Source organism: Paenibacillus sp. FSL E2-0178 (assembly GCF_038593005.1).
In the GTDB taxonomy this organism is placed as follows: Bacteria; Bacillota; Bacilli; order Paenibacillales; family Paenibacillaceae; genus Paenibacillus_AQ; species Paenibacillus_AQ phytohabitans.
Genome location: NZ_CP151953.1, coordinates 4,244,429 through 4,259,972, shown reverse-complemented (window position 1 = coordinate 4,259,972; position 15,544 = coordinate 4,244,429). Strand labels below are relative to the sequence as shown.

General features: G+C 55.1%; 10 protein-coding genes and 1 riboswitch. Of the genes, 7 read left to right on the top strand and 3 right to left on the bottom strand.

Going from position 1 to position 15,544, the window contains the following annotated elements; all coding sequences use genetic code 11:
- Positions 1–58: 58 nt before the first annotated feature.
- A riboswitch (purine riboswitch) is annotated at positions 59–158 on the top strand.
- 124 nt (positions 159–282) lie between these two features.
- The gene (locus MHI42_RS18465) at positions 283–1,746 is read left to right on the top strand and encodes an NAD(P)/FAD-dependent oxidoreductase (RefSeq protein WP_342420291.1); all 1,464 of its coding nucleotides are present in this window, start codon (positions 283–285) and stop codon (positions 1,744–1,746) included.
- A gap of 759 nt (positions 1,747–2,505) precedes the next feature.
- A complete protein-coding gene (locus MHI42_RS18460; RefSeq protein WP_342424764.1) occupies positions 2,506–4,023 on the top strand; it encodes a methyl-accepting chemotaxis protein in 1,518 nt (505 codons plus the stop codon).
- Between the two features lie 139 nt (positions 4,024–4,162).
- Here MHI42_RS18460 and MHI42_RS18455 read toward each other — a convergent pair whose 3' ends face one another.
- Entirely contained in the window at positions 4,163–4,741 is a 579-nt protein-coding gene (locus MHI42_RS18455; RefSeq protein WP_342420290.1) for a nucleotidyltransferase family protein, read from the bottom strand.
- Between the two features lie 149 nt (positions 4,742–4,890).
- Between MHI42_RS18455 and MHI42_RS18450 the strand changes: the two genes are divergently transcribed.
- The 5 genes from MHI42_RS18450 to MHI42_RS18430 all read left to right on the top strand — a co-directional run bounded on the left by MHI42_RS18450 (position 4,891) and on the right by MHI42_RS18430 (position 10,670).
- A complete protein-coding gene (locus MHI42_RS18450) occupies positions 4,891–6,552 on the top strand; it encodes a sensor histidine kinase (RefSeq protein WP_342420289.1) in 1,662 nt (553 codons plus the stop codon).
- Entirely contained in the window at positions 6,549–7,280 is a 732-nt protein-coding gene (locus MHI42_RS18445) for a LytTR family DNA-binding domain-containing protein (RefSeq protein WP_340990271.1), read from the top strand. The genes MHI42_RS18450 and MHI42_RS18445 overlap by 4 nt, the downstream gene beginning before the upstream one ends.
- Positions 7,281–7,415: 135 nt before the next feature.
- Positions 7,416–8,684, top strand: a complete 1,269-nt coding sequence (locus MHI42_RS18440) for an OFA family MFS transporter (protein ID WP_342420288.1) — start codon at positions 7,416–7,418, stop codon at positions 8,682–8,684.
- A gap of 427 nt (positions 8,685–9,111) precedes the next feature.
- On the top strand, positions 9,112–9,726 hold the full coding sequence (locus MHI42_RS18435) for a sigma-70 family RNA polymerase sigma factor (protein WP_342420287.1): 615 nt from the start codon (positions 9,112–9,114) through the stop codon (positions 9,724–9,726).
- Positions 9,687–10,670, top strand: a complete 984-nt coding sequence (locus MHI42_RS18430) for a hypothetical protein (protein ID WP_342420286.1) — start codon at positions 9,687–9,689, stop codon at positions 10,668–10,670. Before MHI42_RS18435 ends, MHI42_RS18430 begins: the two co-directional genes overlap by 40 nt.
- 451 nt (positions 10,671–11,121) lie before the next feature.
- On the opposite strand, the gene odhB is transcribed toward MHI42_RS18430, so the two are convergent.
- Both odhB and MHI42_RS18420 read right to left on the bottom strand, forming a co-directional pair.
- Positions 11,122–12,468, bottom strand: a complete 1,347-nt coding sequence (gene odhB / locus MHI42_RS18425) for a 2-oxoglutarate dehydrogenase complex dihydrolipoyllysine-residue succinyltransferase (RefSeq protein ID WP_342420285.1) — start codon at positions 12,466–12,468, stop codon at positions 11,122–11,124.
- A 58-nt stretch (positions 12,469–12,526) separates the two neighbouring features.
- Entirely contained in the window at positions 12,527–15,394 is a 2,868-nt protein-coding gene (locus MHI42_RS18420) for a 2-oxoglutarate dehydrogenase E1 component (RefSeq protein WP_171720310.1), read from the bottom strand.
- Positions 15,395–15,544: the final 150 nt, after the last annotated feature.

Genomic DNA, 15,544 nt, shown 5'->3' with positions numbered 1-15,544 from the left:
ATTAATGCGATATATCCTTGACACATTCGCATAATTTCTGTAGAATTCCAATTGGCTCACAATAATGAGCTAAGCTGTTCGTATATCCTCAATGATAAGGTTTGGGGGTTTCTACAGGGGACCGTAAATTCCTGGCTACGAATAGGGTGCATTTTGCATACCTATGAAGAGGTCGGGATTTTTGTGCTGTTTGCGTAAGTGAATTTATATTTATCGCAGAAACAGAGCAGCCCTTATCCACTGCAGGGGCAGCCGTTTCATCCTGGGAGGAACAGAGAACCTATGAGTAAATATGATGTGATTGTTGTTGGAGCCGGTCCTGCCGGAATATTCGCCTGCTATGAATTGACACTTAAAGCGCCGGAGCTGAAGATCCTGCTGGTGGACAAGGGCCATGATATCTACCGGCGGAATTGCCCGATTCTGGAGGGGAAAATCAAGCTCTGCCCTCCGGCTTCGGGCCGTAAGGAATTCGCCGGATGTCTGCCGGCCTGTTCGATTACTGCCGGCTTTGGCGGTGCAGGTGCGTATAGTGACGGCAAATTCAACATCACGACCGAGTTCGGCGGCTGGATGACCGATTATCTGCCTCCTTCCAGGGTGATGGAGCTGATTGAATATGTTGACGGCATCAACCTGGAGCACGGCGCAACGCCGGTTATTACCGATCCGACTACCGAAAGTATCCGCGGGATTGAGCAGCGGGGGTATGCGGCAGGGCTTAAGCTGCTGCGTGCGCAGGTCCGCCACCTGGGAACAGAACAGAACCTGGAAATCCTGAAATCCATATACGAATATTTGAAGACGCGCATTGATATGCTGTACAAGACTGAGGTAGAGGATATTGTTACCGTCAAGGAGAACGGTGCACATCGGATTACGGGCATTACCTTGAAGAATGGTGAGAGCCATGAGGCGGATCAGGTAATGATTGCTCCGGGACGTGACGGATCTGCCTGGCTGACTGCGGTGCTGAAGAAACGCCGGCTCAAAATGTATAATAACCAGGTGGATGTAGGGGTGCGTGTGGAAACCTCTGATGTGGTGATGCGTGAGATTAACGAGCATCTCTATGAGGGGAAATTCGTCTTCAATACATCTGTGGGGACACGGGTCCGCACCTTCTGCAGCAACCCTTCAGGACATGTTGTCGTGGAGAATCACAGCGGAGTGATGGCAGCGAACGGACACTCCTACAAGGACCCGGCGCTTGGCTCCAAGAATACCAACTTTGCCCTCCTGGTCTCCCATACCTTCACCGAGCCGTTCGATAAACCGAATGAATATGCCCGGGAAATCTGTAAGCGGGCCAATGATCTGTCCAGCGGCGGCGTGATCGTGCAGAAGTACGGCGATATCCTGCGCGGCCGCCGCTCCACGGAGACACGGATTAAGGAAGGGTTCCTCGAGCCCACGCTGAAGGAAGCGGTGCCTGGCGATCTGGGTCTGGTCCTGCCGTACATCACGATGAAGAGCCTGATTGAAATGGTCGAGGCGCTGGAGAAGGTTACACCGGGTATTGCCTCCGAGCATACGCTGTTCTATGGAGTTGAGGCGAAGTTCTATTCCGCCCGGCCTAAGCTGACAGAGCAATTCGAGACCGAGATCTCCGGGCTCTACTGCGGCGGCGACGGTGCAGGCATTACCCGCGGCCTTGCACAGGCCGGAGCGGCCGGAGTATGGATCGCCCGGGGAATGATGGCTAAGATTAAACAAGAGGGCAACATGCAACCGGCAGTTTTGTAGAACCGCCCAGGTGGATGCCGGGAAGGACAGCCTTACACGCAGAAGCTGCGGTGTACACGGCTGTCCTTTTTTGGGGAGGTTATATGTTGGAGTCTGAATCTCCCCGGGCGCCCAACCCAACCCAACCCAACCCAACCCAACCCAACCCAACCCAACCCAACCCAACCAATACTCCTCGTTTCAACTGTTTTACCGGTTTGTCGAGTCTGAAGGATATGCGGGAGCGGGAAAAGTTGGAGCTAGTTAGCTTGAAGCTAGCGGAGCAGAAATAGATGGATTTCCTCCACTTGCTGATGCGCGAAAAGGTGCTGCCAAACCAATAGTTGGAAAAAGAACACTTAAATTACCCCAATTCAGCCAAAGTAGCGAAAACTAACATAAATAGGTGCTGTTAATCCACTTGCTTCCGTTCATTCGTAAGAAACGGGCAAATTAAGATGCGTTTATCCACTTGTTGTGGCAGGCGCGGGGCGGAGTGGGGTGGAACGGATACCTGAGCGGCATGCCTCGCAGCGTCTTCGCCGCATGTTCCACGCCCTGGAGTCCACGCCGCATGTTCCACGCCCTGGCGTCATCGCCACGTGTTCCATGCCCTAGCGTCCACGCCGCATGTTCAACGCCCTGGCGTCATCGCCGCTTCCCTTTTGTTCTTTATACACGCCGTAAGTGGAGGATAGGCATAGAAATGGTTTCCTTAATTTTACTCTGCTGATATAATGTTAGAATACATAACATGATAGAGTGGAGTGAACGTTGAAGATGGGTATTCGCCGGGGGAAAGCCGTTCTAGTCGTTGTTTTACTGCTGCTTGTAGGTGTGTACAGCTTATGGGTTGATATGTACTGGATACATAAGGTTATCTATCTGCTGCTAATGGCGGCGCTCGGCGGACTTGCGCTGGACAGCTATTACGGCGGAGTCCTCAAGGACCGGCAGCTGGCGGAATCCCGGGGCAAGGTGGAGCTGCTGGGCAATGAGATTGTTGTCACCTCGGACCGGTTGCATGGGGCGCTCGAAGAAATTAGCCGCCACACGGAAGGGCTTCAGCAGACTGCAGACTATTCACATGCATACGAAGTGGATTTGCAGACGCGCAGTAATGAGGCTAAGGCCAATATTGAGGGTGCTTTTGCCACCATGGGCGGAGTAGCGGCGGTGACGCAGCATATAGAGGAGCTGACCGGGAAGCTGGGGGCGACCATGCAGACGACCCGCTCAGGAATGGTTGAAATGGTGGATTCACTGAAGAATACAGATGAGGTCATGGAGGAGCTGCAGGAGCAGAGCGGAGATATGCTGAACAAATTCACGACGCTCAGCGGGCATATCGCCATGGTGGAGGAGATTAACTCGCTGATTGTCGGTATTGTCAACGAAACCTCGCTGCTGGCGCTCAACGCTTCTATTGAAGCTGCGCGGGCGGGTGAACAGGGGCGGGGCTTCGCGGTAGTAGCAAGCCGGATCAGGCAGTTAGCTGACCAGAGCCGGAGTTCGGTAGACCGCTCCACGGAGGTGCTGCTCGATATCAATAATGGAGTGCGGCAGGTGCTGGAGTCGGTTACGAAAGAGCAGTCTGCAGTTGAGCACGGTGTGAATGAAGTAGCAACCGTGAAGCGGCGTCTCGGCGATATCTCGGACAGAATAGAAGAGGTGGGGACGGCGGTAGCTGAATCGGTCGCTGCGGCTGCGCGGCAGAGCAGGCTGATTGATGAGGTGACAGCCGAACTTAGCGGTGCAGTGGGTATTGTCAACGAGACCATCGCAGGTGTGGACCTGACGCTGGAGCAGGTCACCCGGCAGCGGTCCCAGATCGGCCAGCTGAATAATATCAGCGCCAGCCTGCTCATGGAGTCGCAATCCCTGCAGCAATCTGTGAATGCAATTGCGGGGCGCGGGGTGATTGAGATGAGCGGGTACGAGGGACGGCTGCAGGAAATGCAGGTATTGCTGGAGGAGCTCTCAGCTAAGCAGGAGCTGTATTCACCGGATGCGGACAGCCATAGCAGCGTCCTTGCTTCCTGTATCCGTAAGGTTCCGGATGTGCAGGCGATCTGGTCCAACCGGACGGATGGCACGTTCATCTACTCCGAGCCTGCGGCAGGACTCCTGAATGCCAAACGCCGTGACTGGTGGAACGGGGCCATGAATGAAGGCCAGTACGTCTCGCAGCCGTATGTTTCGGCGATTACCAAACGTTCCTGCATTACGCTCTCCAGAGCGATTAAGGATGGCCGCGGAGAGATTGTAGGTGTGGTGGGGATAGATCTGGCGGTGTAAACTAGAGTGTTTCGGCGGGATAGCTGAGGAAGAATAACTGTACGAAGCAGATAACATTATCTTGTAAAAAGAGCAGCAGGCTGCCCCGGTCAGGGAGTACCTGCTGCTCTTTGCGGGTTGTACCGGGTCTCGGCCCGGACTAGGTAGCGTCAGCCGGGAGGCTGCGCAGCCCGCTCCAGATGCTCTGCCAGTTCTTGCCTGCAATCCGCTTCTCATAAATAGGCAGCAGATGCGGATGGGCGGCGAAGTAAGGCGAGGGCCGCAATACCAGCTGAATGACATCCGAAATTCCATGAGGGGCGGCCAGAATTATTTCCCCATTCCCGTCCAGGGAGAGTCCAAGCGCCGTTGCCGTCTCGGGGAATTTGGACATTCCGTCTGTGGACGAGTAATAGGGCGGCAGGTTATTGACGGTATGCATCCTGGCCTGATTCTTGACTGACCAGGGGATTCCGGGATACCGGCGCTTCAGCTGGGCTTCCCAGGATTTCTCCACTTCCTCCCGCAGGTCGCCGGGGTCATAATAGATCACATCAATATCCGCGAGGGGGGTTCTCTCCGTACAACCATGCTGCACATCCCAGATCTTCGACCGCACAAATCCGGCGCAGACCCACCAGTCCGGTAATTGCAAAGTTCCGGCAGCCTTCAGAATATCCATCATCCAGTCATCTTCCCTCACCCGCCGAAGAATGTCTGCTTCACTGGTTATTATCATTGTATAATCTCTTCTTTCTCTGCTGAAATGAAGACAATAATCCATTATAGCCCGGATGGAGCGGAAAGTGTATGCTGCGCAGAGGGCCTTTTTTTCTGAAAAATAAGGCTTTATAATGGACCGATAGATTGTCCGATGGGGGCGTGAATGTGCAACATAACCTGAGTATTCTGCTGCAATTGTTCGAGCGGGCAGCGCTGCTGCTGATGTGTCTGTTCGTACTGACCCGGCTGCCGCGCTTTAAAGAGATTTTTGCCAAAGGGGTATATGCGCCGCAGGAGCTGGCGATTGTAACGGTAATCTTCAGCCTGTTCGCCATTTTCGGAACCTACAGCGGGATTAATGTGGAAGGGTCGCTGGTCAATGTGCGGATTATCGCCATTATGGCCGGCGGGATTCTCTTCGGCCCCTGGGTCGGGCTGATTACCGGGATCATCTCGGGGGTGCACCGTTTCCTGATTGATATCGGCGGTGTCACCTCGCTTCCTTGTCTAATTACAAGCATCACAGCAGGGCTTGTATCGGGGATCATCTACCGGCGCACCGCACCTGAACGACGCTGGATCGCCGGTATCGCGGCCGGGATGGCCTGTGAGGCGCTGACGATGGCGCTGATTCTGATTATGGCCGACCCTTATTCGCTGGGTGTGGATATTGTGTCGAAGATTGCTTTTCCGATGATTATCGGTCAGATCAGTGTCGGGCTGATTGTTACGCTCGTGCAGAGTGTCGAGGGGGAGAAGGAACGGATTGCGGCTAAGCAGTCCAAGCTTGCGCTGGATATTGCCAACAAGACGCTTCCGTATTTCCGCAATATTAATCCAGAGTCGCTGCGTACCATCTGCGGGATTATCCAGGAGGATATCGGAGCGGATGCGGTGGCGATTACCGATACACGGTTCATTCTGGCCTATGTCGGTGTCGGTGAAGAGTATTATGCCGAGGCCAATGAGATTATCAGTGAAGAGACCAAGCAGACGCTGAAGAGCGGCGAGATCACCATCCGCGATGACGATACCGAGTACATGAACCGGGGCATCCGCTCGCTGATCATTATTCCGCTGAAGGAGAAGGGTGAAGTGACGGGGGCGCTCAAGATTTACTACACCAATGCGCATAAAATCACCTATTCCCTGCAGGCAATGGCAGTCGGGCTGTCGCAGATCATCTCTACACTAATGGAGGTTTCGCGGGTGGAGGGAATCAAGGAGATGGCCAACAAAGCTGAACTGAAGGCGCTGCAGACGAGCATCAACCCCCATTTTCTGTTCAATGCGCTGAATGCCATTATCTCCTCGATCCGGATCGATCCGGACAAGGCGCGCGAGCTGATCGTCAACCTGTCGGGGTATATGAGATATAATCTGGAGCTGACCGATGAGTCCATTGATATCCGCCGGGAGCTGCAGCAGGTCCAGCATTATGTGGAGATTGAGAAGGCCCGCTTCGGCAGCCGCCTGACCGTTCTGTACGATATTGATGAGGTGGCGGTGCGTATTCCGAGTCTGATTATTCAGCCGCTGGTGGAGAACGCGATTGTCCATGGGATTTTGAAGGAGAAGGGCAATGGTACTGTGGATATTTCAGTCAAAGACCACGGTGACAGCGTAAGGGTAAGAATTGCCGACACCGGAGCGGGAATTAGTGAAGAGACGATTGCCAAGGTCTACAGCGGCAGCATGGAAGGTAACAAAATCGGACTGTACAACGTGCACCAGCGGGTGAAGCTGATCTATGGCACGGGTCTGACGATCCACCGGCTTGCCAAGGGTACGGAAATTTACTTTGATGTGATAAAGGAGCAGCGATGAGAGCGATAATTGTCGAGGATGAAGTGCTGGCGAGGCAGGAGCTTGCTTTTCTGATACAGGCACACAGCAGTTTCAAGATTGCCGCCGAGTTCGAAGACGGGCTGGATGCGCTGAAATATCTGCAGACGGATACGGTGGATGTGATTTTTCTGGATATTAATATTCCTTCGGTTGACGGCGTGCTGCTGGCCCATAATATTAGCCGTTTCGCGGTCAAGCCCTATATTGTGTTCATCACAGCCTATAAGGAGCATGCCGCCGAGGCGTTCGAGATCGAAGCGTTCGACTATATCCTGAAGCCTTACAGTGAGACGCGGATCAAAGCGATGCTGCAGAAGCTGGAGGGGGCCATTGCGGCCAGGAGCCGCCAGGGGGAAGAAGAGCCGGTCAAGCTCAGCAGCGGTAAGGTCAATCTGTGGAAAAATGAAAAGATCATCGTCGTCGATACGGACGAGATCTACTATGCTTCGGCGCAGGAGAAAACAACGAGCGTCATTACCAAAGATGAGGAGTACAGCATGGCTTTAAGCATCAGCGAATTCCATAGCCGCCTGCCGCAGGAGCAGTTCTTCCGCTGCCACCGTTCGTATCTCGTCAATCTGTCCAAGATCAAGGAAATCATCCCCTGGTTCAACAACACCTATCTGCTCCGGCTGCGTGATTTGGACTTCGAGGTGCCGGTCAGCCGCGGCAAGGTGAAGGAATTCAGGCAGATCATGCGCCTCTAGCGGCAGTTCATTCCCCGTTTGCGTCATCTCATTCCGGATTTCTCTTAAGTCAGCATCTTTTCGCTACAATGAAGAGGCAAAGCAAGCCTTGAAGCGACTTTGGAAGCGATATTAGAGAGAAAGAGGGAATCACCCATGACTACGACTACGCCAGGCAGCAAGCGGTGGCTCATCGTGCTAGGTACAGTGATTATGCAAATGGGACTCGGTACAATCTACACCTGGAGCTTGTTCAATGCCCATCTTGTCAGCAAATTCGGCTGGGAGCTCAGCTCGGTTTCGATAACTTTTTCCATCACCAGCTTTGCTCTGGCCTTCGCGACTCTGTTCGCGGGGAAACTGCAGGACCGGTTCGGCCTCCGCAGACTGACCGCTGCTGCCGGGATTATGCTGGGGCTTGGTCTGATTCTAAGTTCGCAGGCCAGCTCCCTCCCGATGTTCTACCTGCTGGCCGGCGTAGTTGTCGGGTACGCGGACGGAACAGCGTATATTACTTCACTCTCCAACCTGATTAAGTGGTTCCCGAAGAATAAGGGACTGATCTCCGGAGTATCCGTAGGTGCTTACGGTACGGGTAGTCTGATCTTCAAATATATCAACGGCAGCCTGATTGAGTCGGCGGGCGTGTCGAATGCTTTTCTGTACTGGGGCTTCATGGTGATGATTATGATCGTAATCGGCTCAATGCTGGTCCGGGAAGCGCCGGTGGCGGCCCCCGCATCGGCGGCTATGGCTGCCGGGAATCGCATGAAGACAGCCGCTGGAGCTGTTATTGTGCCGAAAGATTATACTGTTAAAGAAATGCTCCGCACGAAGGAAGCATACCTGCTGTTCGTGATCTTCTTCACCGCCTGCATGAGCGGCCTCTATCTGATCGGCATCGTGAAGGATATCGGTGTGCAGCTGGCCGGACTGGATGTTGCGGCAGCGGCGAATGCTGTAGCGATGATCGCGATCTTCAATACGGCCGGGCGCCTGATTCTGGGTGCATTATCCGACCGCATGAGCCGCTTGAAGCTGATTAGTGTAACGCTGGCTGTTACGGCGGTAGCGATGTTTACTCTCAGCTACGCCACCCTCAGCTACGGTATATTCTTCACCTGTGTGGCGGCGATCGCCTTCTGCTTCGGCGGTAATATTACCGTATTCCCGGCGATTGTCAGCGACTTCTTCGGCCTGAAGAACCACAGCAAGAACTATGGCGTTGTCTATCAGGGCTTCGGCATCGGCGCGTTGTCCGGCTCGTTCATCGCCGCATTCCTGGGCGGGTTCAAGCCTACGTTCATCGTAATTGGTCTGCTGTGTATCCTGGCCTGCATCCTGGCGGTTTCCCTGAAGCCTCCGGTAGCAGGGCAGGCAAAAGTAAAGGGAATGAGCCTGAAGCCTTCACGGCATACGGCTTAACCATATAGAGATTGATGTTGGCTTGAAAGAAACAGAGACAAAGAGTGTCGTAGAGAAAGAGAATGGCAGACCAAGAGTGCTGTAAAGTAAGAGAATGACGGGCAGCGAGTGTTGTAGAGAAAGTGTGCTGTAAAAAAGAGTGCTGAAGACCAAGAGACTGGTTTCGGAGAAGAGATGTCCATACTTCCGCGTGAGCGGAGGGGGAGGTCTCTTTTTTTTCTGTGGAGAGGGGTAAGAGTCCGGAGGGGGCCGGATGAGAGGTGGAAAGTGCATAAATCAGCCTTCGATAAATCTGCTAAAGTTATATTATATTGGATTGAAAGACTACATAGGATGAAGCCTGTACAACCGTTTTTACTCGAATAAAGTTGTGCCGGTAGGCACTTTTTGCAGAAGTCAGGTGTTATAGAGATATACAAGCCAGGAGGTGAGGGCAACGTCACAGGAGAATATGCCGGATATGCGGCAGGTAGAGGCGGTCATTATCAGGGTTCAACAAGGGGAGCAGGAATCCTTTGCGTTCATTGTGGATGCTTTTCAGCAGCCGGTTTACCGGTATTGCTGCCGCATGCTGGGGAACAGGCAGGATGCCGAGGATGCGGTGCAGGACGTGCTGGTCAAAGCCTATCAATCTATCAGCGGGTACAAACCTACGGTTAGCTTCACGGCATGGCTGTACCGGATTGCCGGCAATCATTGTCTGAACCTGCTGCGCCGGCGGCGGATGCAGGGGCACTTCCTGCGGGTGTTCCGTCCCGATACGGCGGCAGCGGCCGGTCCGGAGCAGACGCTGGAAGAGCGGCTATACAGTCCGGCGCTGGAGGCTGCACTTGGACGGCTATCGCTGGAGGAACGGAATTTGCTTGTTCTGCGGGTATTTGAAGAGCAGACCTTTCTGGAGATCAGCGCAATTCTGAACATTACGCCTAATGCGCTGCATAAAAGGATGGAGCGGATCAAACGAAAAGTGCGGGAAACGATGCAAGCGGAGGAGGGGATATCATGGAACGGGCAGGAATCGGCAATGAGTACCAAGATATAAGAGACGCTGCAGTCCGTGAAGAGCAGCTATCCGTGATAGAGGTTACTGATAGAGTTATGGCCCGCGTGCGGGGGACTGAACAGAAGAGGAGTCCGCGCGGGATCAGATTCGCCGGTAAAACGGCTGCGTTCACAGGGATGCTGGTTATGCTGCTGCTGATCACAGTAACAGCCTACGCTGCCTCGGAGTATATTCAGATCCGGAATAAGGCAGGCGAGGTGAAGGTGCAGCATCAGGCAGAGAACCCTAATCCTGGACCGCCGGCAGCGTATAACAAATATGCATGGAAGCTGATGGATTATGCCAAACCCGGGGAACTGATCGCCTATTTCGTCAGAGGAGAGAAGCTTCCTGAAGGGGAGGAATCAGCACTGCAGTTTGCAGGCAAGGAGCTGCGCCTGACCGATTACCCGGCTTTCCTTGGAGAGATGAATAAATTGAAGACGCCTGTATTGCCCAAGGAAGCCGGAGGTTATGAATTTAAGTATGGCAAGATACACCCCGGTTCACCTTTAGCCGCGGAACGCGATGGAAATCCGCTCTACCGTCAGACTCTTGACGAACTGATGGCTGAGGCGAAGCAGAATACCGGCCGCAATCTGTTCATGAAGGCGATCCCGTGGACCGAAGCGGCTTCTATTGGCGGCAAGTATACCAGAGAAGGGGCGGTCATCGAAATAGGGGCTACCCTGCTGCATGGAGGCAATGTGCAGGTCATGCTAAGACCGGAGGTGGCCGCAGAGAAGCTGGAGGTAGAGGGCCGTGAGATCGTATACAATCACGCCGACAAGCCAGAGGTACGGCCGGATATAAGCTACCATTACCTGAACTGGTACAACGAGCAGCAGGATGCCTATTATATTGTCACCACCTACGGGGACCGGAAGCTGACCAAGGAACAGCTGCTGGATTTGGCGGGTGAATTGATCCGGGGCGGGCTGTAGGCGGCGGTTCTGGGGAGTGATTTTGTTAAGTTCAGTCTATACAGGCATAAATGTTGTACGTACTGCAACATTGGTTCATAAATACCGGCTGTTCAGGAGGATTGTTGTATGAAATACAACAATAGCTTCGTTAATCGGCCTGGAACGAGGGAATTGCTGCATTTTGTGCAACAATTATAGATTTAGGCCGTGTTATTGAGGGAAATGTTGTATTCTGTGCAGGATTGTAATAAGCACTCCATGTGCAAAGGATGAATCGGGCAACTCTTGCTTAAACAGCAGCCGGAAGTCCAAATATTCATCGTTGAGCAGCCAGCAGCTTAAGTGAATAGATTGAATTCAATTTAGGTATTAAAAGGTATTCAAAAAGGCATCCGTAGAGCGAATACGCTCTATGGATGCCTTTGGTGTTCACACGTATGAGGAATGAAGGATGCCGCGGGAGGAGGGCTTAGCCCTCCAACAGCAGTGCTTCAGGGTCTTCCAGTAATTCCTTGACCTTGACGAGGAAGCCTACCGCCTCTGAACCGTCCACAATCCGGTGATCGTACGATAAGGCGACATACATCATCGGACGGTTAGCTGTCCGCTCTTCATCCAAGGCGATCGGACGAAGCTGGATCTTATGCATGCCGAGGATGCCGACCTGCGGCGTATTGAGGATCGGCGTAGACAGCAGAGAACCGAATACACCACCGTTGGTGATCGTGAAGGTACCGCCCTGCAGCTCCGGCAGACTGAGCGTGTTGGCACGCGCTTTGGAGGCGAGCTCGCCGATCTTGCGCTCGATTTCCGGGAAGCTGAGCCGGTCGGCATCGCGGACGACCGGCACGACCAGGCCTTCTTTGGCAGCTACGGCAATGCCGATGTCATAGTATTTCTTCAGCAGGAGATCCTCGCCGTCGATCTCGGCATTCAGCAGCGGATAAGCCTTGAGTGCACCGATCACGGCTTTGGTGAAGAAGGACATGAAGCCGAGTCCGACCTCATGCTTCTCTTTGAAGGCATCCTTGCGGCGTTTGCGGATGTCGAGAATAGCGGTCATGTCCACCTCATTGAAGGTGGTCAGCATCGCTGCCGTCTGCTGCGCTTCGACCAGTCGGCTGGCAATCGTCAGCCGTCTGCGCGACATGCGCTTGCGCTCGGTCGCTTTGCCGTCCTCCGCGTGCGGCGCCTTGCCCGCCGGCGCGGGCGGCTTCACCGGCTCCGGCCGCGCCGCCGCCGGAGCTGCAGGCGCAGCGGCCTCCGGCACGGCTGCGCCATGGCCGTTCACATCGGCCTGGCCGATCCGGCCGATGGGGTCGCGGGCACTGACCTCGCCGAGGTCGATGCCCCGCTCCCGGGCCAGCTTGCGCGCCCCCGGCGAAGCCAGGGCCGCAGTGCCCGCCGCCGCACCTTCGGAGGCGGCCGGAGCACTTGCCGCTTCCGGCTTACCGCCGTCAGAGGCACTGCCGCCCGGTGCTGCACTTGCCGCTTCCGGCTTACCGCCGTCAGAGGCGCTACTGCCCGTCGCTGCGCTCGCCGCTTCCGGCTTGCCTCCGCCTCCGGCTACTGCCGCACCGTCGGCGCTGCCGATAATGCCGATAGCTTCGCCAACGGCAACGTTCTCGCCCGCCTGGCGCAGGATGGAGGAGATGACACCATCCTCCTCCGCACTGATCTCCAGGTTGACCTTGTCGGTCTCAAGCTCCGCGAGCACATCGCCCTGGCCGACAGTGTCGCCCTCTTTAACCAGCCATTTGTAGATCGTTCCTTCGGAAATGGATTCGCCCAAATCGGGTACTTTAATTTCGGACACAGGCCGTTACCTCCCCAAATATAGTAGTTTACGTTATCGAGAGACCGCCTTGCTGCTGTCAGGAAGACGGTACAGGTGCTTGTACTTGAGCGTTTAGTTTCAGGGCTTCTCTAACGATGCGCCGCTGCTCGAAGCTGTGCACATCCGCGTAACCGCTGGCCGGGCTGGAGCGCTCCGGACGGCCGATATACTGGACGGTAACATTCTGCGGGGCAATGGCGCGCAGCCGGGGTTCGGCGTAGCTCCAGCCGCCCATATTCTTCGGTTCCTCCTGCACCCAGATGATTTCCTGCAGGGAACGGAACGAACTGAGATGTGCGCCAAGCTCGCGTTCCGGGAATGGGTATAGCTGCTCCAGGCGGAGAATATGCAGCCAGGAGAAGTCCTGTCCGCGGGCGGCCTCCAGCTCTGTCTGCAGGTCGATGGCGACCTTGCCGCTGCATACCACCAGGCGCTTGACCTCTTCGGGCTTGCTGCCGAGCAGCGGTTCCGGAAGCACCGGCTGGAAGCTGCCGGAGGCGAGATCAGCACCGGCTGAGGTGCTGCGCGGATTGCGGATCAGGCTCTTCGGTGCCATGATTACCAGCGGCCGGGCGTCGGGCTGTCCGCAGAGTGCAGCCTGACGGCGCAGCAGATGGAAATACTGGGCCGCGCAGGTCAGGTTCGCTACGGTCCAGTTCTCCTCGGCGGAGAGCTGCAGATAACGTTCCAGCCTGCCGCTGGAGTGTTCCGGTCCCTGGCCTTCATATCCATGCGGCAGCAGAATCGCAAGATTGCTGCGCTGTGTCCACTTGGCGCGTCCGGCGGAGATGAACTGGTCGATAATGACCTGGGCGGCATTGGCGAAATCGCCGTATTGCGCTTCCCAGAGCACGAAGGTCTCCGGTGCGAACACATTATAGCCGTATTCATAGCCGAGTACAGAGGCTTCTGACAGCGGGCTGTTGTAGACGCCGAAGGAGGCGCGGGAATCCTTAAGCTGGTGAAGAGGGGAGAAGAGCTCCCCGCTCTCACTGTCATGCAGGACAAGGTGACGGTGAGCGAAGGTGCCGCGCTGTGAATCCTGTCCGCTGAGGCGGATCGGCGTGCCGTCCTTCAGAATGGTAGCGAAGGCTAGGGTCTCAGCCAGCGCCCAGTCTACCCGCTCGCCGTCATTCAGCGCATCCTTGCGCCGCTGCAGAATCCGCTCCAGCTTCGGATAGACTGTGAAGCCGGCCGGTACGCTCAGCAGCTCACGGTTAATCTCCTGGAGGCTGGCCAGCGGAACCGCTGTAGGGCGGTGCACCGGTGTTCCGGTATCCAGGACGACCGAAGTCTTGGACTCGGCGTTCTTCTGTTTCCCTTCCTTCATCTGCTCGAAGGCCTGCTGCAGCACATTCTCGGCCTCGGCAATCATGTTCTTCACCTCATCGGCTGTAACGACCTTCTCGCGCTGCAGGCGTTCCGCATAAACACGGTAAACGGTAGGGTGGTTGCGGACCTTGCCATAAACCACCGGCTGGGTGGTTTCCGGATCATCCATCTCATTATGGCCGTGGCGGCGGTACCCGATCAGATCAATCAGGAAATCCTTCTTGAACAAATGGCGGTAAGCGCTGGCCATACGGACGGCTGCAATACAGGCTTCGGGGTCATCGGCATTGACATGCACTACCGGGATCTCATAGCCCTTCGCCAGATCACTGGCGTAATGCGTGGAGCGGGAATCTTCACTTTCGGTGGTGAAGCCGATCCGGTTATTGACGATAATATGCACAGTGCCGCCATTCTGATAACCTGTCAATTTGCCGATATTAAGTGTTTCCGCAACAATGCCTTCACCAGGGAAGGCGGCATCGCCATGCATAAGCACGGCCATAGCTTTGTTCGTATTCAGCTTAGGCAGGCCGGGGGTACCCCGTTCCTCCTGGGCTGCACGCGTAAAGCCTTCAACGACCGGATTCACGAACTCGAGATGGCTCGGGTTGTTCGCAAGCGTGATGCGGGTACGCACGGTTTCGCCTTCACGGACGGCCCGGTCAGCGCCTAGATGGTATTTCACATCACCGCTCCAGCCATAGGTGACACCCATGGAGCCTTCGGACGGGAAGAGCTCCTTGTTCGGTGAATGATGGAATTCCGAGAAAATAATATCATAAGGTTTGCCCAGGATGTGGGCAAGCACATTAAGTCTTCCGCGGTGGGCCATACCCATCAGGATATGCTCTGCGCCGTCATGTGCGGCAGCGCGGACAATTTCATCCAGCATAGGCACGAGGGCGTCATTGCCCTCCAGGCTGAAGCGCTTCTGGCCGACGAAGGTCTTGTGCAGGAAGGTCTCGAACTGCTCTACCTGGATCAGGCGTTTCAGCAGCTCTTTGCGTTCCGCATTATTCAGTGGAGCAGGCGACGTTGTGGATTCCGCCTGGCTGTTGAGCCAGCGCAGCTCACGCTCGTCATGCACATGCCCGAATTCATAGGCGATGGTCTGTGTGTAGGCCTGGCGCATTCTGTGAACGGCATCCATAGCGGTATGCACACCCTCAGGGGCATTCTCCCAGATCAGTGAAGCCGGCAGGGCATTCAGATCTTCGCGCGTCAGCTCATAGGTCTCGATCTCCAGCCATTTCGCCATCGGGTTGGTGCTCCGCTCCAGCGGATCGATATCGGCAGCCATATGGCCGTATATTCGGATGTTAGCCATTAGCTTGGAAGCTTTAACGGCTTTCTTGAGCCACTCTGTATCTCCTGAGATGGCGGGGGGAGGCGTCTTGACGGCATCCGGAGCCAGGGGAGGCGGACCGGATACTGTGAACAGGTCGCGGTAATGATGCTCTACGGAAGTGGGATCCTTGACAAACTGCTCGTATTTCTCCTGAATGTAGCCCAGATTGGGACCGTAATACTTGCTCCAGACAGATTCGTTATAGGGCTCTTTGACGGCCATGAGTAGGTCCTCCTAACGGATAAACTCCACATGCGGTATATTAGGAACACCGCTTAGCGGAGCTGCGATGTTTGCGGTTTCATTCTCATCCTATTGTGCTACTTTCCGGCAGGGTAATCAATTCATACTTTCGTGCAATCCGTTCGCAAA

Bases quoted from the DNA above. Each gene is read 5' to 3' on its own strand.
- MHI42_RS18430 (WP_342420286.1), top strand. From the start codon at position 9,687: ATGGAACGGGCAGGAATCGGCAATGAGTACCAAGATATAAGAGACGCT.
- MHI42_RS18465 (WP_342420291.1), top strand. From the start codon at position 283: ATGAGTAAATATGATGTGATTGTTGTTGGAGCCGGTCCTGCCGGAATA.
- MHI42_RS18445 (WP_340990271.1), top strand. From the start codon at position 6,549: ATGAGAGCGATAATTGTCGAGGATGAAGTGCTGGCGAGGCAGGAGCTT.
- MHI42_RS18460 (WP_342424764.1), top strand. From the start codon at position 2,506: ATGGGTATTCGCCGGGGGAAAGCCGTTCTAGTCGTTGTTTTACTGCTG.
- MHI42_RS18440 (WP_342420288.1), top strand. From the start codon at position 7,416: ATGACTACGACTACGCCAGGCAGCAAGCGGTGGCTCATCGTGCTAGGT.
- MHI42_RS18455 (WP_342420290.1), bottom strand. From the start codon at position 4,741: ATGATAATAACCAGTGAAGCAGACATTCTTCGGCGGGTGAGGGAAGAT.
- MHI42_RS18420 (WP_171720310.1), bottom strand. From the start codon at position 15,394: ATGGCCGTCAAAGAGCCCTATAACGAATCTGTCTGGAGCAAGTATTAC.